The organism is Stenotrophomonas sp. P5_A8, assembly GCF_056400545.1.
On record NZ_JBFULB010000032.1, the window covers coordinates 1 to 20615 of the forward strand.

Here is a 20615-nt window from a genome sequence, read left to right on the forward strand (position 1 = left end):
GTGCAGGCCGCCACCCAGCTCAACGAGCCGACCATTGCCTTCGTCGCCAAGGCCCCCGCACTCACCGCGGTGCTGTTCGCGCTCGGCAGCCTGCTGCTCGGCCAGCTGGTGGAATACACCACGCTGCTGTTCCAGCGCATTCCCCACCTGATCGGGTAGCAACGATGGATTCTGCCACCCAGATGGCAGCCGACGGCCTGCAGGCCTTCGGCATGATCGGCACCATCCTGTGGACCATGCTGCGCATCGGCGCGATGATCATGGCCATGCCCTTGATCGGCACGCGTGCGGTGCCGTCACGGGTGCGCGTGGTGCTGGCCGGCGCGCTGGCCGTGGCGTTGTCGCCGATGCTGCCGCCGGTGCCGGCGTGGACCGGTTTTGATGCGGCCACCGTGCTGGGCATCGCACGCGAGCTGGCGATCGGCGTGTCGATCGGCTTCCTGCTGCGGCTGGTGTTCGAGGCCGGCGCGATGGCCGGCGAACTGGTCGCCCAGGGCACCGGCCTGGCCTTCGCGCAGATGAGCGATCCGCTGCGCGGCGGCAGCTCGGGCGTGATCGGGMAGTGGTTCTACCTGCTGTTCGGCCTGCTGTTCTTCAGCAGCAACGGCCACCTGGCGCTGATCTCGCTGTTGATGGACAGCTACAAGGCGGTGCCGATCGGTGCATCGCTGCCGGATATCGATGCCTTCCTCAGCGCGGCGCCGACCTTCGCGCTGCAGGTGTTCCGTGGCGCGCTCGGCCTGGCCCTGCCGTTGACGGTGGCGATGCTGGCGATCAACCTGGCCTTCGGCGTGCTCGCGCGCGCGGCGCCGGCGTTGAACCCGATCCAGCTGGGCCTGCCGGTGGCCCTGCTGCTGGGCCTGTTCCTGCTCACCGTCCTGGCCGGCGAAATGGGCCCGCCCGTGCAACGCCTGTTCGATGCCGCCTTCCAGGCCGCCGACGGCGTGACCCGCTGATTCACCCCGCCCTCACGAAAAAGTGTGCGCGGACACTTGCTCTCCCCCCCATCGTTGGCGGTAGGCTGTAGCCACCGCCCGCGTTCCGGGGCCGGGAGCCGCACACGCCGGGGAAAGGCACGTGCGGCCTGCATGCCCAACGCCATTGCAGATGTGCGGACCAAGGAGAGTCATCGATGCTCGACGGCAGCTACACACCGTGGTTGGTCGTGGTTTCGCTGCTGGTCGCCATGCTCGCGTCGTTCACCGCGCTGGACATGGCCAATCGGATCACCACCGCGCCCAGCGCGCGGTTGAGCACCTTGTGGCTGTTCGGCGGTGGCTGCGCGATGGGGCTGGGCATCTGGTCGATGCACTTCATCGGCATGCTCGCCTTCCGCCTGCCCATCCCACYGGGCTACGACCTGGGCTGGACCGCAGTGTCGCTGCTGGCCGCGATGGCCTCCTCGATCTTCGCGCTGTGGCTGGTGTCACGCCCCACCCTGCCGCACTCGCGGCTGGCGCTGGGCGCGCTGCTGATGGGCAGCGGCATCGCCTCGATGCACTACCTGGGCATGGCGGCGATGCGCATGCAGCCGGGCATCGATTACCACCCCGGCTGGGTCACCGCGTCGCTGCTGATCTCGCTGGCGGCCTCGTGGACCGCGCTGTTCGTTGCCTTCCGGCTGCGCCACAGCCAGCGCCGCATGCGCCACCGGCTGATGCCGGCCGTGCTGCTGGGCAGCGCCATTGTCGGCATGCACTACACCGGCATGGCCGCCGCACGCTTCCCGGCCGACAGCATCTGCGGCGCCGCCGCCGGCGATGGCCTGCAGGCGCAGTGGCTGGCCGCGCTGGTGCTGGTGCTCACCACGGCGATCCTGGCCGTGGTGCTGATCGTGTCCTGGCTGGACCAACGCATGCAGGCGCAGCTGCTACGGCTGCGCAACGACACACTGCGCAGTTCGCTGGACGTCGCCCAGGCCGAACTCACCCAGGCCGCCCTGCACGACCCCCTGACCCGCCTGCCGAACCGGCTGCTGCTGCAGCAGCGCATCGAGCAGGCCCTGGCCGAGGCCGAGCAGCGCGGCAGCCGCTTCGCGGTGATGTTCATGGACCTGGACGGCTTCAAGCAGGTCAACGACGCCTACGGTCACCAGACCGGCGACGCGCTGCTGGTGGCCGTGGCCGAGCGCACCCGCCAGCTGCTGCGCCCCTCGGACGTGCTGGCCCGGCTCGGCGGCGACGAGTTCGTGCTGGTGGTGCGCATCGACAATGACGAGGACATCGCCACCCTGGCCAGCCGCATCATCCAGACCGTGGGTGGCGGCCCGTTGCTGCCCGACCACGATCTGCAGGTCACCGCGAGCATCGGCATCGCCATCTGCCCCGACCATGCCGCCAGCGAACGCCAGCTGATGGCCTTTGCCGACGCGGCGATGTACCAGGCCAAGGAAGCCGGGCGCAACGCCTACGCGGTATTTGCCGACTGGATGAACGACAGCGCCGAGCAGCAGTTCCAGCTGCTGGCCGACCTGCGCCGGGCGATCGGCACCGAGCAGCTGTTCCTGCATTACCAGCCCAAGATCCGCGTCGCCGGCCACGGCGTCAGCGGTGCCGAAGCACTGATCCGCTGGCATCACCCGCAACAGGGCCTGATTCCCCCGGACCGTTTCATCCGCCTGGCCGAACGCAGCGGCGTCATCAACGAAATCGGCCGCTGGGCGCTGGACGAAGCCTGCCGCCAGCTGCGCCAGTGGCAGAACGCCGGTCACGAAAGCTGGACGGTGTCGGTGAATCTGTCGCCGATCCAGTTCAGCGCGCCGCACCTGCTGCAGGAAGTGCGCGAGGTACTCAAGAAACACCGACTGGAGCCGCGCCGGCTGGTGCTGGAAATCACCGAAAGCACGGTCATGCGCGACACCGACGCCAGCCTCAAGCTGCTGCAGGCGATGGCCAGCCTGGGCGTGGGCATCTCCATCGACGACTTCGGCACCGGCTATTCCAGCCTGCTCTACCTCAAGCGACTGCCCGCCACCGAGATCAAGATCGACCACGCCTTCGTGCGCGACCTGGAAAACAGCTCCGAGGACGTGGTGATCGTCTCGGCCATCGTCGCCCTCGGCCACGCGCTGGACATGGACATCGTGGCCGAAGGCGTGGAAACCGCCGGGCAGCGCGCGTATCTGGAGCGGCTGGGCTGTGATTACCTGCAGGGCTACCTGCTGGGGCGCCCGGTGGACCCGGAACGCTTCATGCAGCTGCACGACCATCCACGACCGCGGGTGGAGGTCGCGGCTGGCGCTACCGGCAACGCCGCAGGCGCCAGCCGCCGGTAGGGTCGCGCGGCAGCGGACTGCCGATCCTCGGCAAGCGTTCGAGGTTGGCATGACCATTGAACTCAGCCGGCGGCAGGCAACCAGCGCGCCAGGATCGGTCCCGGCCGCTGGCTGATTGTCCATGGAACTTTGAGGCATCGCCTTGAGCCGGCCAGCGGCCGGCACTACCCGGATCGCGCGCGGCCGTGGGTGGCCGGCCCCCGTCACGGAACGGTTCTTGCACTACCCGGGTAATCCCCCCGTGTCGTGCAGCCCATGTCCGAAAACGAACAAGCCGGCGAAAAGACCGAGCTCCCTACCGAAAAACGCCTGCGCGACGCCCGCGAGCAGGGCAATATCCCGCGTTCGCGGGAGTTGGCCACCGCGGCGGTGTTCGGTGCCGGCGTGCTGGCCCTGATGGCCTACTCGGGCAGTATCAGCAATGGCGCCAAGGAGTGGATGAAGCTGGCACTGAGCCCGGAGCCGGGGCTGCGCATGCACCCGCAGGCGCTGTTTGGCCACTTCGGCCAGTTGCTGCTGCAGTTGCTGCTGGCGATGTGGCCACTGGTGCTGATCTGCCTGCTGGCCAGTTTCCTGGCGCCGGTGGTGATGGGCGGGCTGCGCTGGTCCAACAAGTCGCTGATGCCCGACCTGACCCGGCTCAGCCCGATGGCCRGGCTGAAGCGCCTGTACGGCCCGGAGGCGATCGCCGAATTCACCAAGTCGCTGCTGCGCATCGCCTTTGTCGGCACCGCCGCCGGGCTGGTGGTGTGGCACGGCATCCGCCCGCTGCGCGACCTGCTCAACCAGCCCCTGGAAGCGGCCATGGTGCACGGCCTGGGCTTCACCCTGAAGCTGATGCTGGCCACCGGCGGGGCCATGATGCTGCTGGCCGCCATCGATGCGCCGTACCAGCGCTGGAACTGGATGCGCAAGCTCAAGATGACCCGGGAAGAGCTGCGCCGGGAAATGAAGGAAAGCGAAGGCAGCCCCGAGGTGAAGGGCCGCATCCGCCAGCTGCAGCAGCAGCTGTCCAACCGCCGGATGATGGAAGCGGTGCCCACCGCCGACGTGGTGGTGGTCAACCCCACCCACTACGCGGTGGCCCTCAAATACGAGGGCGGCAAGATGGGCGCCCCCACCGTGGTGGCCCTGGGCGTGGACGAAACCGCCCTGCGCATTCGTGAAGTGGCCGACGGCAACAAGGTCGCCATCGTCTCCGCCCCGCCTTTGGCACGCGCCTTGTATCGGGAAGGTCAACTTGGAAAGGAAATTCCCGTGAGACTGTATTCGGCCGTGGCCCAGGTTCTGTCCTACGTGTACCAGCTGCGCACCTGGCGCGGCGGGCCGATGCCGGCTGCGCCCAGCATCGATGTGGATGAATTCGGCAAGGGAGGCCGCCCATGAGCGCGCAGCCCGCCAGCGCCGGCATGAACGCGCGCAAGGCCCTGGACATGATCCGCAACGGCCTGGGCGCGCCACTGATCGTGCTGGCGCTGCTGGCCATGGTGGTGGTGCCGCTGGCAGCGCCGGTGCTGGACGCGCTGTTCACCTTCAACATCGCCATCTCGCTGATGGTGCTGCTGGCGGTGGTGTACGTGAAGCGGCCGCTGGACTTCACCATCTTCCCGATCGTGCTGCTGATCACCACCATGCTGCGGCTGGCGCTGAACGTGGCCTCCACCCGCGTGATCCTGCTCAACGGCCAGAACGGCCACGAGGCAGCCGGCAAGGTGATCGCCGCCTTCGGCGAGTTCGTGATCGGCGGCAACTACGCCGTCGGCATCGTGGTGTTCGCGATCCTGACCATCATCAACTTCGTGGTCATCACCAAGGGCGCCGGGCGCGTGTCCGAAGTGACCGCCCGCTTCATCCTCGATGCCATGCCCGGCAAGCAGATGGCCATCGATGCCGACCTCAACGCCGGTTTGCTGACGCGCGAGGAGGCCAAAGCCCGGCGCGAGGAAGTGCGCGAGGAAGCCGACTTCTACGGTGCGATGGACGGTGCCAGCAAGTTCATCCGTGGCGACGCCATCGCCGGCATCCTGATCCTGTTCATCAACCTGCTCGGCGGCCTGGCGGTGGGCGTGCTCCAGCACGGCATGCCGTTCGGCGAAGCCGCTGCAACCTACACCCTGCTGTCCATCGGTGACGGCCTGGTGGCGCAGCTGCCCGCCCTGCTGGTGTCCTCGGCGGTGGCGATGCTGGTCACCCGCGCCTCGCGCTCGCAGGACATGGCCCAGGCCATGATGGGCCAGGTGTTCGGCCAGTACCGGGCACTGACCATCGCCGCGGCGATCATGGGCGTGGTCGGCCTGGTCCCGGGCATGCCCAACGTCGCCTTCTTGACGCTGGCCGCGATCCTGGGCTTCGTGGCCTGGAAGGCCTGGAAAAAGAGCAACGCCGCTGCACGTGCCGCCGAGACCCCGGCCGCCGGTCGCAGCGACGCCCTGGGCCTGCCCGGTGCCACGCCCTCGCCCACTGCCGAACTGACCTGGGACGAACTGCGCCCGGTCGATCCGCTGGGCCTGGAAGTGGGCTACCGGCTGATCCCGCTGGTGGACAAGAACCAGGGCGGCGAGTTGATGGCGCGCATCAAGGGCGTGCGCCGCAAGCTCACCCACGACATCGGCTTCCTGATCCCCTCGGTGCACATCCGCGACAACCTGGAGCTGCCGGCCAGCGGCTACCGCCTGCTGATCCACGGCGTGCCGGTGGCCACCGCCGACATCCATCCCGACCGCGAGCTGGCACTGGACCCGGGCAGCGCGCTGGGCACGCTGGAGGGGATTGCCGGCAAGGACCCCGCCTTCGGGCTGGACGCCACCTGGATCCAGCCGCACCAGCGTGCGCATGCCGAATCGATGGGCTACACGGTGGTCGATCCGGCCACGGTGGTGGCCACCCACCTGTCGCACCTGATCCGCGAACACGCCCCGGAACTGCTCGGCCACGAGGAAGTGCAGCAGCTGCTGGCCAACCTGGCCAAGAGCGCGCCCAAGCTGGTGGAAGACCTCACCCCCAAATCGCTGCCGCTGTCGGCCGTGGTGCGCGTGCTGCAGAACCTGCTCATCGAGCGCATCCCGATCCGCCAGCTGCGCAAGATCGTGGAGTCGCTGGTGGAGAACGCGCCGGTCAGCCAGGACCCGACGGTACTGACCGCCGCGGTGCGCAACGCGCTGGGACGTTTCATCGTGCAGGAGATCGCCGGGATGTCGGCCGAGCTGCCGGTGTTCACCCTCAACCCGCAACTGGAACGCGTCTTGCAGGAGTCCACACAGGGCAACGGCGCTGCACTGGAACCCGGACTCGCCGAGCGACTGCATCAAAGTCTGGCCGATTGTGTCAGCAAGCAGGAAGCGAAGAACGAGCCGGCGGTCGTGCTGGTCCCCGGCCCGGTACGTGCCGCGCTGGCACGGCTGGTGCGCCACAGCGTCCCCTCGCTGTCGGTGCTGGCCTACAGCGAGGTGCCCGAGGACAAACGCTTGAAGCTGGTCGGCACGATCAGCTGACGCCGGAACGCCGACGGCAACGCGCCAGAAAACAGACACACCCCATTCGATATCAACGCAGCAGGACATAAAGGGAAACCCGGACCGTGCAGACCACCGACAACCAGCGCTTCCCTTCGACTACTCCGCCGCCCCAGTCCCGGTACCACAGCATGAAAATCAAACGCTTCGTCGCCTCCGATATGCGCTCGGCCATGAACCTGGTGCGCAAGGAACATGGTCCTGATGCGGTGATCCTGTCCAACCGGCGGATCGAGGAAGGCGTCGAGATCGTGGCGGCGGCGAACTACGACGAAGGCGCGGTGCAGCGTGCGCTGGAAGCGGCACGCAAGGATGTCGCGCCGCCGCCGGTGCCGCGTCCGCGCAATGCCGCCGATGCAGTCATTGCCGCGGTGACCCGTCGCAGGCCCGCCACCGCCGCGCCGGAACCGGTGGCCGCCACCACCTCGGCCGTGGCCGCCCTGGCCCGCGCCGCCGTCGGCGCGACCGGTCGCACCCTGGATTCGGCCAACGAAATCGTGCCGCCGCGCGGCAGCAGCGGTTTCGCCGCCACCCTGGCCCACGCCAGCGCACCGTCGATGGCCGCATCGTCGCTGCCGGAACAGATCTTCGCCCCCTTCAATGTCGAACAGGCCGCTGCCGCTGCGATGGCGCAGGACGAGCCCGCCGTGGCGATCGCCGTCGCTGCACCGGCCGCCGTCGCTGCACCGGCCCCGATCAACCGCGCCCGCTTCATCATCGATCCGCCGATGGAGGATGAGCCGCACTTCCAGATGCATGTGCCAGCCGCGCAGGTGGCCATGCCGCCGCTGCCGGTCAGCATGGCGGTGCCGGTCGAGCTCGCTCCGGTCGTGACCGCCCCCATCGTCGAGGCCTTGCCCACCCCGGTGCCTGCCGTACTGGCTCCGCCGGTTGAGACCGCGCTGCAGGCGCCGGCGCCGCTGGCCGCCGCCGAACCGGCGCAGGCCCAGCCGCTGCCGGTGACCACCGAACTGATGATGGTGCCGCGCGATGACGAAGAGATCCGCMAGCTGCGCCACGAAGTGGCCGGCATGCGCCAGGTCATCGAGCGCGAAATGCACCGCTTCACCGACGAGCGCCTGCGCGGCGCGCCGGTGCGTGCCGCCGCGCTGGACCTGATGGACGAATACGGCTTCGATGCCGGCATCAGCCGCGACGTGGCCATGCAGATTCCGCTGGACACCGAAGCCCACCGTGGCCGCGGGCTGATGCTGGGCCTGCTGTCCAGGAAGCTGCCGATCGCCCCGGTCGATCCGCTCGAGGCCGGCGGCGTGATCGCCCTGGTCGGCCCGACCGGCGCCGGCAAGACCACCACCATTGCCAAGCTGGCCTCGCGCTTCGCCGAGAAGCACGCCGCCCGCGACGTTGCCCTGGTCACCACCGACACCGGCCGCATCGGCGCCCGCGAGCAGCTGTACGGCTTCGGCCGCCAGCTTGGCATCGCCGTGCACGAGGCCAGCAGCGGCAGCGACCTGAACCGGCTGCTGGAGCGCCTGAAGGACTACAAGCTGGTGCTGATCGACACCGCCGGGCTGGGTCCGCGTGACCGCGCCTTGGCCGCCCAGCTGCAGTGGCTGCGCGCCGCCGAGCAGATCCGCACCCTGCTGGTGCTGCCGGCCAACACCAGCTTCGGCGACATGGACGAGGTTGTCCGCCGCTTCAGCGCCGCCAACCCGCAGGGCGTGGTGCTGAGCAAGCTGGACGAAACCGGTCGCTTCGGCACCGCCCTGTCGGTGGCCGTGGACCACCGCCTGCCGATCACCTGGGTCACCGATGGCCAGGACGTTCCCGAAGACCTGCACCGGGCCAGTGCCGCCAATCTTGTACTTCGCCTTGAAGATTTGCGCCGCGCGGCCGATATGCCCTGCAACCCGGAGTTCAACCATGCCGTCGCGTGAGTACGCCAAGCTGACCAAGACCTTCCCGCTGTCTGCCACCCGCAGCCAGCCGCTGGGCCCTGTGCGCACCATCGCCGTCACCGGCGGCAAGGGCGGCGTGGGCAAGACCAACGTCTCGGCCAACCTGGCCGTGGCGCTGGCCGACATGGGCAAGCGCACGCTGCTGCTGGATGCCGACCTCGGGCTGGCCAACATCGATGTGATCCTGGGCCTGCAGCCCAAGCTGACCCTGGCCGACCTCGTCGCCGGGCGCTGCACCCTGGAAGAAGTGATCCTGGAGGGCCCGGGTGGCGTACTGGTGGTACCGGCCGCGTCCGGTCGCCGCCACATGGCCGAACTGCAGCCGGCCGAACACGTCGGCCTGGTCAACGTGTTCTCCGAACTGGAGCGCGAGCTGGACTTCATGGTGGTGGACACCGCCGCGGGCATCACCGATGGCGTGCTGACCTTCTGCCAGGCCGCGCAGGATACCGTGGTGGTGGTCTGCGACGAGCCGGCCTCCATTACCGACGCCTACGCGCTGATCAAAGTGCTCTCGCGCGAGCGCGGCGTAGACCGCATCCAGGTGGTGGCCAACATGGTCCGTGACCCGAACGAAGGCCGCGTGCTGTACGAAAAACTGACCCGGGTCTGCGAGAAGTTCCTCGCCGATGTGTCGCTGAACTACCTCGGCTGCGTGCCGCAGGACGACTGGCTGCGCCTGTCGGTGCAGCGCCAGCAGCCGGTGGTCAAGGCCTACCCGTCCAGCCCGGCCGCGCTGGCCATCACCGAGATCGCCCGCCGCACCGCCCGCTGGCAGGCACCGACCGAGCCACGTGGCGGGGTCGAATTCTTCCTGGAACGCATCCTCAAGCAACGCGGGGTGACCGCATGAAAGGCGCCGCAAGATACAAAGAAGTCCAGCGCACGGCCGCCAACGAGTGCATCGCACAGCACTCCGACCTGGTCCGACGCATCGCCCACCACCTTGCCGCGCGCCTGCCGGCCAGCGTGGAAGTGGATGACCTGATCCAGGCCGGCATGATGGGCCTGATCGAGGCTTCGCGCAGCTACGATGCCGACCAGGGCGCCTCGTTCGAGACCTACGCCTCGATCCGCATCCGCGGCTCGATGATCGACGAGATCCGACGCGGCGACTGGGTGCCGCGTTCGGTGCACCGCCGTGCCCGCGATGCCGCTTCCACCATCCGTCGCCTGGAACAGAGTACCGGCCGCGCCGCCAGCGCCACCGAGGTGGCCGCCGCGATGGACATGCCCCTGCCCGACTACCTGCGGCTGATGGAAGACGCCGCACGCGGCCAGGTGCTGAGCCTGGAGTCCCGCATTGAAGACCAGGGCGAGCTGGACACCGTCGCCCAGGGCGGCCCGACCCCGCAGCAGGTGCTAGAACGCGGCGAGTTCGGCCGCGAGCTGGGCAATGCGATCGGGCTGCTGCCCGAACGCGAACAGCTGGTGCTGTCGCTGTACTACGAGCAGGAACTGAATCTGAAGGAGATCGGCGCGGTACTCGGTGTGAGCGAGTCGCGTGTCTGCCAGATCCACGGCCAGGCGGTATTGCGCCTGCGTGGCCGACTGAAGATCTTCGAGGCGGCCGACGCCGGCCTCGAGAACCATTGATACCGAGGAAAGTGCTTTGAACAAGAACATGCGTATCCTGATCGTCGACGACTTCTCGACCATGCGTCGTATCGTCAAGAACCTGCTGGGCGATCTGGGCTTCACCAATACGGCCGAAGCCGAGGACGGGCATGCCGCACTGTCTCTGTTGCAGAGCCAGTCGTTCGATTTCGTGGTCACCGACTGGAACATGCCGGTGATGACCGGCATCGACCTGCTCAAGGCGATCCGTGCCGACGCCAAGCTCAAGACGTTGCCGGTGCTGATGGTGACCGCTGAAGCCAAGCGCGAGCAGATCATCGAAGCGGCCCAGTCCGGCGTCAACGGCTACATCATCAAGCCGTTCACCGCCCAGACCCTGGAAGAAAAGCTGGGCAAGATCTTCGAACGCCTGGCGGCGAGCGCCTGATGGAAACCCTTCGCGACAAATCGGCGCTGGTGCAGCGCCTGCAGGATGCCCTGGCCGCGCTGGAAAGCGGCGATGAAGCCGGCTGGCGTCGGGAAATCGACGCGCTGGCCGCGCTGCGCACCCAGCCGATGATGGCCGGGCTGAACCGGCTCGCCCGCGAACTGGGCCAGGCGTTGGGCGAACTGCCCAGCCTGCCCAGCGAAGCCGGCGAGCTGGACGATGCCTGCGCGCGCCTGGACCACGTGGTGGCGATGACCGAACAGGCCACCCACCGCACCCTGGATCTGGCCGAGGAATGCCGCGCGCTCACCGAGCAGCTGCGCGCCAACGGGTTGACGGCCGACCAGGACCAGCAGCTGGACAAGATCCGCCACAACCTCACCGAGATCGCGCTCACCCAGAGCTACCAGGACCTCACCGGGCAGATCATCCGCCGCGTGGTCGGCATCGTGCGCCGCGTGCATGAGGGCTTCGGTGCGCTGGGCCTGCCACCGCAGGACGACAACGCGCACAAGCGCGACAACGGCCTGGCCGGCCCGGCCGTGAGCGGCCTGGATCGCCACCAGGTGTCACAGGTCGACGCTGACGACCTGCTTTCCGATTTGGGGCTGTAAAACCATGAGTGCTGTTCCAGACGATATTGCTGCCGATTTCATCCTCGAGGCCCAGGAAATCCTGGATCGCCTCGGCGAACAGCTGGTGTCGCTGGAGCAGTCGCCCCAGGACAGTGACCAGCTCAACGCGGTGTTCCGCGGTTTCCACACGCTCAAGGGCGGTGCCGGCTTCCTCGGCATCCAGGCCATGGTCGAGCTGTGCCACGCCGCCGAGGAAACCCTGGGCATGGCGCGCTCGGGCAAGGCGGTGCTGCAGGCCCATCATTTCGATGCGGCCCAGCAGTCGCTGGATTACCTGCAGTCCATGCTCGATTCGGTCGCCGCCGGCACCGAGCCGGGCTATGCACCGCCGGAGCTGATCGCGCAGTTCGACGTCAACGGCCCGGCGGTGCCGGCACCGGCCGCCGCCGCGCCCGGCAGCGACGGGCTGATCACCGACGACGAATTCGAAGCCCTGCTGGACACCCTGCACGGCGGCGCCGCACCGACGGCGGTGACACCACCGAAGAAGACCGACGACGGCCTGATCGGCGAAGACGAATTCGAAGCGCTGCTCGACCAGCTGCACGGCGGCGCCGCCCCCGGCGCCAAGCCCGGCGCTGTCGCCGCACCACCGGCACCGCGCGCCCCCGTCGCCGCGCCGGCACCGGCGGCCAAGCCCGCCGCCAACAAGCCGGTCGCCGAAGCCGAGCACACCGTGCGCGTGGATACCAAGCGCCTGGACGCGATCGTCAACCTGATCGGCGAACTGGTGCTCTCGCGCAACCGCCTCAAGACCCTGCGCGCGCGCCTGCACGATGAAGAGCTGGACCGCGCCGTGTCCACGCTGGATATCGCCACCGCCCGCCTGCAGTCAGCGGTGATGCGTACCCGCATGCAGCCGGTCGGCAAGGTGTTCTCGCGCTTCCCCAAGGTTGCCCGTGACGTGGCCCGCAACCTGAAGAAGGAAGTGGAACTGGAGCTGGTCGGCGCGGAAACCGAACTGGACCGCAACCTGGTCGAGGCGTTGGCCGATCCGCTGGTGCATCTGGTGCGCAACGCGATCGACCACGGCATCGAAACCCCGGACCTGCGCGAAGCCCAAGGCAAGCCGCGCAACGGCCACGTGCGCCTGTCGGCGCAGCAGGAAGGCGACTACGTCAGCATCGAGGTGCAGGATGACGGCGCCGGCATCGATCCGGAACGGCTGCGCCAGAAGGCCCGCGAAAAGGGCCTGATCGATCCCGAAGCCGCCGCCCGCCTGAGCAGCGAGGAATGCCTGCACCTGGTGTTCCTGCCCGGCTTCTCGACCAAGCAGGAAGTGACCGACATTTCCGGCCGCGGCGTCGGCATGGACGTGGTGCAGTCGCGCATCCGCGAACTCAGCGGGCAGATCCAGATCCAGTCCGAACTGGGCCGCGGCAGCCGCTTCATGATCCGCGTCCCGCTCACCCTGGCGATCCTGCCGACCCTGCTGGTGCAGGCCGGCGAAGACGTCTACGCCCTGCCGCTGGCGCGCGTGATGGAGGTGCTGCACGCCCCCAACACCTCGCTGGGCTGGTTCGACGGCCGCGCCGTGCTGGACCGCAAGTCGCACACCCTGCCGCTGGTGGACCTGCGCCATTGGCTGGCGGTGGAACCGGCGGCCTCGCCGCTGCTCACCATCGTGGTGCTGCAGGCCGGCGAAGCCCGCTTCGGGCTGGTGGTGGACCAGGTCCGTGGCCGCGAGGAAGTGGTGATCAAGCCATTGCCCAAGGCACTGCGCGGGCTGCGCGGCTATGCCGGCGCGACCCTGATCGGCGACGGACGGATGTCGTTGATCCTGGACGTGGACGGGTTGCGCACCCAGCACGATTGACCGCCTGACCCCTATAAAAGTGTGACCGCTGCAACACCTGCCGCCGTCGGTGTCTCAAGTCCCATTCACACAAGCCGATAACGGACCCATGGACAGACTCAGCCTCATTGGACTTTTCCTCGCCCTGGCCTCACTGGTCGGCGGCAGCATCCTCAAAGGGGCTGGCCTGGCGTCGCTGTGGTCGCCGGCGGCCTTTGTGATCGTGATTGTCGGCACCATCGCCTCGATCCTGCTGCACACCTCCCCGGCGGTGTTCAAGCACGCCTTCAAGATCGTGCGCTGGGTGATCCTGCCGCCCAGCAGCGACCGCCACGACCTGATCAAGCAGATCGTCGAGTGGAGCAATATCGCCCGCCGCCAGGGCCTGCTGGGCCTGGAAGCGCAGGTCGACGCGCAGAGCGACCCGTTCCTGCGCAAGGGCCTGCAGCTGCTGGTGGACGGCGTGGAGCCGGAAACCATCCGCCACATGATGGAAATCGAGCTGAGCAGCCAGGAACACCAGGACCTGGCTGCCTCCAAGGTGTTCGAGGGCATGGGCATCTACGCCCCTACCCTGGGCATCATCGGCGCGGTGCTGGGCCTGATCGCGGTGATGAAGAACCTCGCCGACCCAAGCAAGCTCGGCCACGGCATCGCCGCGGCATTCACCGCCACCATCTACGGCATCGCCTCGGCCAACCTGCTGTTCCTGCCGGTGTCGGCCAAGCTCAAGAGCGTGATCCACCACAACAGCCGCGACCGCGAAATGATCATCGAAGGGCTGATCTCCATCGCCCAGGGCGAGAACCCGCGCAACATCGAAACCAACCTGTCCGGATTCCTGCACTGACATGGCCCGTCGCAAGCACCACGAAGAGCATGCCAACCATGAGGCCTGGGCGATTCCCTATGCCGACCTCATGACGCTGCTGCTGGCCTTTTTCGTGGTGATGTACGCCATCTCCTCGCTCAACGAAGGTAAGTACCGGGTCATGGCCGACGCGCTGACCACCGCCTTCGGCGGCGCGCCACGCACCATCAACCCGGTGCAGGTGGGCAACCAGCAGGTGCAGGGCGGCGGCTGGGACAGCCCGTCGGTGATCAAGGCCGGCAACCGCGTCGGCCCGTCCGCACCGGCCCCGTCCAACGACCCCACGCTGCTGCCGGCGATGGCCTCGCAGATGCGCATGCCGGTATCGGTGCGCAACCAGGAACAGCTGCAGCGCGCCGAGCGCCAGCTCAACACCATCGCCGACAAACTCACCGCCACGCTGGCCCCGCTGATCGATCGCGGCATGATCACCGTGCGCCGCACCGAGCTGTGGATCGAGGTGGAGATCAACAGCGACATCCTGTTCCCCACCGGCTCGGCCACGCTGGACGTGCATGCGCGCGACACGCTGTCCACGCTGGCCCAGGTGCTGCGCGATGCGCCCAATGGCGTGCGCGTGGAAGGCCACACCGACAACGTCCCGATCGCCACCTCGCTGTTCCCCTCCAACTGGGAACTGTCGGCCGGGCGCGCGGCCAGCGTGGTGCACCTGTTCGCCGACCAGGGCCTGCAGCCGGCGCGGCTGGCGATGGTCGGCTATGGCCAGTTCCGTCCGCGCGAAGACAACGCCAGCGCCGAAGGCCGCAACCGCAACCGGCGCGTCATGGTCATCATCCTGGCCGATACCGCCCAGGGCGTGGACCCGATCGGCCCGCAGCTGACCGCCGGGTCCGCACCGGCGCCGAAGGCCGCATCCCCCTCCCTTACCCCCCTCGCCCCGGTGCAGTTGCCACCGGTGCCGGCCGGCAGCCGCGTTGGCGCCGCCGTTCCCCCTGCAATGAAGGAGTGAACCGAATGCGCATCTGGGCAATCGCCAATCAGAAGGGCGGCGTGGGCAAGACCACCACCTCCCTGGCCCTCGGCCGTGGCCTGGCCACGCTGGGCCACCGGGTGTTGCTGATCGACCTCGATCCGCATTCCTCGCTCACCCGCGCCTTTGGCGTGCCGCTGGATCCGCCGCCGCAGGGCGTGCTGGAACTGTTCGGCGCACCGCCGGCCGAGCTGTCCACGCTCAGCCACCGAAGCGACATCCCCGGCCTGGACTACGTCTGCGCACAGGCCGCGCTGGCCACTCTGGAACGCCGCAGCGCCAACCAGCCCGGGCTGGGCCTGGCGCTGCAGAACGCGCTGGGCCGCCACCAGGGCCAGCACGACTACATCCTGCTGGACTGCGCGCCCACCCTGGGCCTGCTGATGATCAACGCCTTGGCCGCGGCCGACCGCCTGATCATCCCCACCCAGGCCGAGCCACTGGCCCTGCACGGGCTGGATGGCATGGTCCGCACCGGTGAAATGGTGGAACGGTCGCGTCGCCGCACGCTGCCGATGTCGATCCTGCCGACGCTGTTCGACCGCCGCACCCGCGCCGGCAATGAAACGGTCAAGCAGATGCAGGACAAGCACGGCCACCGCGTCTGGGAAGACGCGATCCCGGTCGACACCCGCATCTGCAACGCCGCCAGCCTGACCGTGCCGCCGCAGTCCGAGGACTACCCCGGTCGCGGCCTGGCCGCCTACCGCCGCGCACTTGAATGGATCCTGGCCGACGACGCGCTGCAGATGGAGCGCGCGGCATGAACACCGCCGGCGTGCTCGACGACTACCTGGAGCAGTTGCTCGGCGATGCCGTGCCGACCGCGCCGGCACCGGCTGACGTGCCCGCCGCCCCGGCGGCCGCGGTGGTCGCGCAGGACGGCGCTGAAGCGGCAGGCGTCGCGCTGGCGATCAGCGCCGAGTTCGTCCATTCGACCGCGCCCGCGGCCGACGCCACACGCGACGCGGCTGTCGACACCACCCTAGGCGCACCGGCCGAGAGCGTCGCGATCGCTCACGAAACACCCACCTCGCCCGGCAGCCCCGCCAACCTCGCGCTGCTCGACGAACTGATGAACGACCCCGCGCTCGGACCACCCGTCGATAACCGCGCGACCGCTCACGAAACCCCCACCTCGCCCGGCAGCCCGGCCAACCTCGCACTGCTCGACGAACTGATGAACGACCCCGCACTCGGCCCCCCGGTCGATACCCGCGCGATCGCTCACGAAACCCCGACCTCGCCCGGCAGCCCGGCCAACCTCGCGCTGCTCGACGAACTGATGAACGACCCCGCGCTCGGCCCCCCGGTCGATACCCGCGCGACCGCTCACCAAACACCGACCTCGCCCGGCAGCCCGGCCAACCTCGCGCTGCTCGATGAACTGATGAACGACCCCGCGCTCGGCCCCCCGGTCGATACCCGCGCGACCGCTCACCAAACACCGACCTCGCCCGGCAGCCCGGCCAACCTCGCGCTGCTCGACGAACTGATGAACGACCCTGCGCTCGGCCCGCCGGTCGATACCCGCGCGATCGCTCACCAAACACCGACCTCGCCCGGCAGCCCGGCCAACCTCGCGCTGCTCGACGAACTSATGAACGACCCTGCGCTCGGCCCGCCCGGTAGAGCCGAGCCACGCTCGGCTGCTCTAGCCGCTGCCGACGCCGCCCGCCCCAGCTGGGACGACCTGCCGGACGAGGTGCTGCACGACAGCGCGCCCGCCCCCACGCGCGCACCGATCGCCGCTCCCGCCGCTCCCGCTCCGCTGCCTGCCGCCCGCCCCATGCCGACGACGATGCCGATGTCCGCCCCGAGCGCCCGTGCCGCAGCGCCCGCCCCGGCGCACACCCGCCCCGGCAGCTGGCAGGAACTGCAGGCGCAGGCCCGCAACCCGGCCTCCAGTCCGCGCGAGAACCGCCGCGCCGCCGAACGCACCTCGCGCTGGCTGCGGCTGCGCTGTGGCGCCCAGGCCTATGCGCTGGAACTGCTCAAGGTGCAGGAAGTGGTCCTGCCGGTCCCGCTGCTGCCGCTGCGCGGTACCGCTGCGGCCATGCTCGGCATCATGAACCTGCGCGGCCAGGTGGTGCCGGTGATGGACCTGGGCATCCACCTCGGCGCTGGCCCGGCCCAGGACGACGCCAGTACCCGCATCGTCGTGCTCGAAGAGGATGGCGAAACCATGGGCCTGCGTGTCTCGGCCGTGGAGGATGTCGCCAACCTCACCGATTCGCAGATCGAACCGCCGGACACCGCGCGCATCTGCCAGATCTCCAACGACCTGTTCCGCGGCGTGGCGCGCGTCACCGCACAGCCGATGATCCTGCTGGATGCAACGCAGCTGTTGAATTGACCACGTCCTGTAGGGCAGCCACCCATGGGGTGGCGCTACCTCGGCACTCTTCATCCTGTGGGGCGGCTCTACGCCGGCACCTGTTCGCCGGTAGAGCCACGCCATGCGTGGCTGCTCTCCGATCCGGCGCCAGGCCGCCCGGAGGCGCCCGAACAGGTGCGCCGCGCTGGCGCGCCAACCACCCATGGGGTGGCTCTACCCGGCCATTGCCTCCCCCCTTGAAGATCCCTTGGCCCCTCCCCCTAAAGCTTCTCCGCTTTGGGCCGTTATAAACCTCGGAACCGTTTGTCCGGAGCAACGATGAGCATTGTGGCCCTGGGTGGTGATCTCGGTATCGAGACCAGCACCGAGCTGAAAACCCGCCTGGCCCCTTTGGTGGACCAGGCCGGCGAACTGACGCTGGATGCCAGCGAAGTGAGCCGGATCCATACCGCAGCAATGCAGGTCCTGTGCGCATTCGTCGACGCCCGCCGCAAGGCAGGCCACCCGACCGGATTCGACGGTTGCACTGCAACCTTCCGTGACGCCGCGCGACTGCTCGGCGTCACCCAGGCCCTTGGCCTGGACGCAACCCATGACAACCTGAAATCTGTGGAGAACGCTGCATGAGCGCACGTATCTTGGTGGTGGACGATTCGGCGTCGATGCGCCAGATGGTCTCTTTCGCCCTCACCTCGGCCGGTTTTTCCGTCGAAGAAGCCGAGGACGGTGCCGTCGCGCTGGGCCGTGCGAAGGGCCAGCGCTTCAACGCGGTGGTGACCGACGTCAACATGCCCAACATGGACGGCATCTCGCTGATCCGCGAGCTGCGCCAGCTGCCGGACTACAAGTTCATCCCGATGCTGATGCTGACCACCGAATCGGCCGCCGACAAGAAGTCCGAAGGCAAGGCCGCCGGTGCCACCGGCTGGCTGGTCAAGCCGTTCAATCCCGAACAGCTCGTGGCCACCGTGCAGAAAGTCCTGGGCTGAGCCCAGCAACGCGTCCCGCCCCACCCTTCCCTTCCCCGCAACCGGACCCCACGCATCATGAGCATGGATCTGCAACGTTTCCACGCCACGTTCTTTGAAGAAAGCCGCGAGGGGCTGGATGCGATGGAGGCTGGCCTGCTGGCGCTCGAATCGGGCCAGCAGGACCCGGAAATCATCAACTCGGTGTTCCGCGCCGCGCACTCGATCAAGGGCGGCGCCGGCACCTTCGGCTTCGACGCGATCGCCGCGCTTACCCACGTGCTGGAAACGCTGCTGGACGAACTGCGCGCCGGCAAGCGCGCACTCGAAGCCACCGCCGTGGATGCGATGCTGTCCTCGGTGGACGTGCTGCGCGCCCTGCTGCGCGAAGCCGAACACGGCCAGCCGGCCGACCCGCAGGCGGTGGCGGCGATCAAGGCGCGCCTTGAAGCGGTGCTGTCCGGCCAGGCCGCCGCCAGTGCCCCGGTCGCGGCGGCCAAGGTCGACGACACGCCCGAAGCATGGCAGATAGGCTTTGTTCCCTCCCCGTCGCTGTTCATGAGCGGCAACGACCCCCTGCGCATCATCCGCGAACTCGAACACCTGGGCTCGCTGCAGGTCGCCGCGCGCATGGAGCGCCTGCCCGGCTTCGACCAGCTCGACCCGCTCGAAGCGCACCTGGCGTGGGACCTCGGCCTGGTCGGCAAGGTGCCGCGCAGCAAGATTGAAGATACCTTCGCCTGGGTCGTGGACGACTGCGAACTGGACATCCGTCCGGCCGCACCGCCCAGCCTGGCCACCAGCGCACCGGCTGCCCCGGTAGCGGCGTCACCCGTTGCGTCTGCTGCCGCTCCTGCGCCCGGCGCGCCGGCGGCCGCCGCGCACGAAGCGGAAACCTCGATCCGCGTCGCGGTGGAAAAGGTCGACGCACTGATCAACCTGGTCGGCGAACTGGTCATCACCCAAGCCATGCTCAAGCAGGTCTCGCATGCGCTGGACCCGGTGCACGCCGAACAGCTGTTCGCCGGCCTGGACCTGCTCGAACGCAACACCCGCGACCTGCAGGAAGCGGTGATCGGCGTGCGCATGCTGCCGGTGGATGCGGTGTTCCGCCGCTTCCCGCGCCTGGTCCGCGATCTCTCCTCGCGGCTGGGCAAGCAGGTGCGCCTGCGCACCATCGGCGAAGGCACCGAGCTGGACAAGGGCCTGATCGAAAAGATCGCCGATCCGCTGGTCCACCTGGTGCGCAACTCGATCGACCACGGCCTGGAAATGCCCGACGTCCGTCGCGATGCGGGCAAGGATGAAACCGGCACCATCACCTTGGCGGCCTCGCACCAGGGCGGCCACATCGTGATCGAAGTCAGCGACGACGGCCGCGGCCTCAACCGCGAAAAGATCCTGTCCAAGGCGCTCGAACGCGGCCTGAGCGTGCCCGACAACCCCACCGACGCGCAGGTCTGGGACCTGATCTTCCAGCCGGGCTTCTCCACCGCCGATGCCGTCACCGATCTATCCGGCCGTGGCGTGGGCATGGACGTGGTCCGCCGCAACATCCAGGCGCTGGGCGGCGAAGTGCAGCTGGAAAGCAAGGCCGGCAACGGCACCCGCGTGCTGATCCGGCTGCCGCTGACCCTGGCCATCCTCGACGGCATGACCGTGGCGGTGGCCGGTGAAACGGTGATCCTGCCGCTGGCCTACGTGCTCGAAGCGCTGCAGCCGCAGCCCGAGGACGTGCGCACCATGGCCGGCGAAGGCCGCGTGCTGCGCGTGCGTGGTGAGTACCTGCCGATCCTCTCGCTGAGCGAGTACTACGGCTTCGGCGCCCGCACCAAGGACGACTCGCTGGTGGTGGTGGTCGAAGGCGATGGCCAGAAGATCGCGCTGGAAGTGGACGAACTGGTCGGCCAGCAGCAGGTCGTGGTCAAGAACATCGAAAACAACTACCGCCGCATCAGCGGCGTGTCCGGCGCCACCATCCTCGGCGATGGCCGGGTGTCGCTGATCGTGGACATCGGCGGCCTGGTGCGCTCGCTGCGGGTGCCGCAGGCGGCGTGATCTTTCGCAGTCGCGAAACATCCCCACGGTGTGCGCTGCAAACCGCGGGCCCCGGCTTACCCGCACCCAACACCCCCGCCTGTCGGCGCGCCCCCGCTACCCGCGGGGGCGCTTCGTCCGTGGGTTCGGCGGCCTTGGGCGCGCGTCCTGCGGCTCACCATGACCTGCGGAACCGGTAGTGCCGGCCGCTGGCCGGCTCCYCGCAYTYCTTCCCACGCCRRTACATCAGGCCGTTCCGGCGTTACGTGC

The 20615-nt window shown here is 68.6% G+C and carries 18 protein-coding genes; all 18 read left to right on the forward strand.

From position 1 onward, the window contains the following. On the forward strand, positions 1-159 hold a 159-nt coding region (locus tag AC1DQP_RS04145), incomplete at its 5' end, for a flagellar biosynthetic protein FliQ (RefSeq protein ID WP_478051156.1). A 5-nt stretch (positions 160-164) separates the two neighbouring features. Then, the gene (fliR, locus tag AC1DQP_RS04150) at positions 165-956 is read left to right on the forward strand and encodes a flagellar biosynthetic protein FliR (RefSeq protein ID WP_478051149.1); all 792 of its coding nucleotides are present in this window, start codon (positions 165-167) and stop codon (positions 954-956) included. Positions 957-1132: 176 nt separating this feature from the next. Next, the gene (locus AC1DQP_RS04155) at positions 1133-3274 is read left to right on the forward strand and encodes a putative bifunctional diguanylate cyclase/phosphodiesterase (RefSeq protein WP_478051150.1); all 2142 of its coding nucleotides are present in this window, start codon (positions 1133-1135) and stop codon (positions 3272-3274) included. A gap of 255 nt (positions 3275-3529) precedes the next feature. Continuing rightward, on the forward strand, positions 3530-4660 hold the full coding sequence (gene flhB, locus AC1DQP_RS04160; protein ID WP_478051151.1) for a flagellar biosynthesis protein FlhB: 1131 nt from the start codon (positions 3530-3532) through the stop codon (positions 4658-4660). Beyond that, complete coding sequence (flhA, locus tag AC1DQP_RS04165; RefSeq protein ID WP_478051152.1) at positions 4657-6765, forward strand: flagellar biosynthesis protein FlhA; 2109 nt, start codon at positions 4657-4659, stop codon at positions 6763-6765. Before flhB ends, flhA begins: the two co-directional genes overlap by 4 nt. Before the next feature lie 152 nt (positions 6766-6917). Next, on the forward strand, positions 6918-8684 hold the full coding sequence (locus AC1DQP_RS04170) for an AAA family ATPase (protein ID WP_478051153.1): 1767 nt from the start codon (positions 6918-6920) through the stop codon (positions 8682-8684). After that, positions 8671-9558, forward strand: a complete 888-nt coding sequence (locus AC1DQP_RS04175; RefSeq protein WP_256776954.1) for a MinD/ParA family ATP-binding protein — start codon at positions 8671-8673, stop codon at positions 9556-9558. The genes AC1DQP_RS04170 and AC1DQP_RS04175 overlap by 14 nt, the downstream gene beginning before the upstream one ends. Next, complete coding sequence (locus AC1DQP_RS04180) at positions 9555-10301, forward strand: RNA polymerase sigma factor FliA (RefSeq protein WP_256776953.1); 747 nt, start codon at positions 9555-9557, stop codon at positions 10299-10301. The genes AC1DQP_RS04175 and AC1DQP_RS04180 overlap by 4 nt, the downstream gene beginning before the upstream one ends. A 16-nt stretch (positions 10302-10317) precedes the next feature. Then, positions 10318-10710: a chemotaxis response regulator CheY gene (gene cheY / locus AC1DQP_RS04185; RefSeq protein ID WP_256776952.1), complete on the forward strand. Its 393-nt coding sequence runs from the start codon at positions 10318-10320 to the stop codon at positions 10708-10710. Then, complete coding sequence (locus tag AC1DQP_RS04190) at positions 10710-11324, forward strand: protein phosphatase CheZ (RefSeq protein WP_256776951.1); 615 nt, start codon at positions 10710-10712, stop codon at positions 11322-11324. The genes cheY and AC1DQP_RS04190 overlap by 1 nt, the downstream gene beginning before the upstream one ends. A gap of 4 nt (positions 11325-11328) precedes the next feature. Next, positions 11329-13161: a chemotaxis protein CheA gene (locus AC1DQP_RS04195; RefSeq protein WP_478051154.1), complete on the forward strand. Its 1833-nt coding sequence runs from the start codon at positions 11329-11331 to the stop codon at positions 13159-13161. An 88-nt stretch (positions 13162-13249) separates the two neighbouring features. Beyond that, positions 13250-13990 (forward strand): flagellar motor protein, encoded by a 741-nt coding sequence (locus AC1DQP_RS04200; RefSeq protein WP_312237769.1) that lies wholly within the window; start codon positions 13250-13252, stop codon positions 13988-13990. Position 13991: 1 nt separating this feature from the next. Next, the gene (motD, locus tag AC1DQP_RS04205; protein ID WP_478051155.1) at positions 13992-14981 is read left to right on the forward strand and encodes a flagellar motor protein MotD; all 990 of its coding nucleotides are present in this window, start codon (positions 13992-13994) and stop codon (positions 14979-14981) included. A 5-nt stretch (positions 14982-14986) separates the two neighbouring features. Continuing rightward, positions 14987-15769, forward strand: coding sequence for a ParA family protein (locus tag AC1DQP_RS04210; RefSeq protein ID WP_256776947.1), 783 nt, complete (start codon positions 14987-14989; stop codon positions 15767-15769). Positions 15770-16392: 623 nt separating this feature from the next. Next, complete coding sequence (locus AC1DQP_RS04215; RefSeq protein WP_478051157.1) at positions 16393-17358, forward strand: chemotaxis protein CheW; 966 nt, start codon at positions 16393-16395, stop codon at positions 17356-17358. Between the two features lie 300 nt (positions 17359-17658). Next, a complete protein-coding gene (locus tag AC1DQP_RS04220; RefSeq protein ID WP_256777586.1) occupies positions 17659-17967 on the forward strand; it encodes an STAS domain-containing protein in 309 nt (102 codons plus the stop codon). Next, positions 17964-18329 carry a response regulator gene (locus AC1DQP_RS04225; protein ID WP_159496673.1) on the forward strand — a complete coding sequence of 122 codons (366 nt, stop codon included), beginning with the start codon at positions 17964-17966 and terminating at the stop codon, positions 18327-18329. Before AC1DQP_RS04220 ends, AC1DQP_RS04225 begins: the two co-directional genes overlap by 4 nt. 57 nt (positions 18330-18386) lie before the next feature. Continuing rightward, complete coding sequence (locus AC1DQP_RS04230) at positions 18387-20366, forward strand: chemotaxis protein CheA (protein WP_256777585.1); 1980 nt, start codon at positions 18387-18389, stop codon at positions 20364-20366. Positions 20367-20615 lie beyond the last annotated feature (249 nt).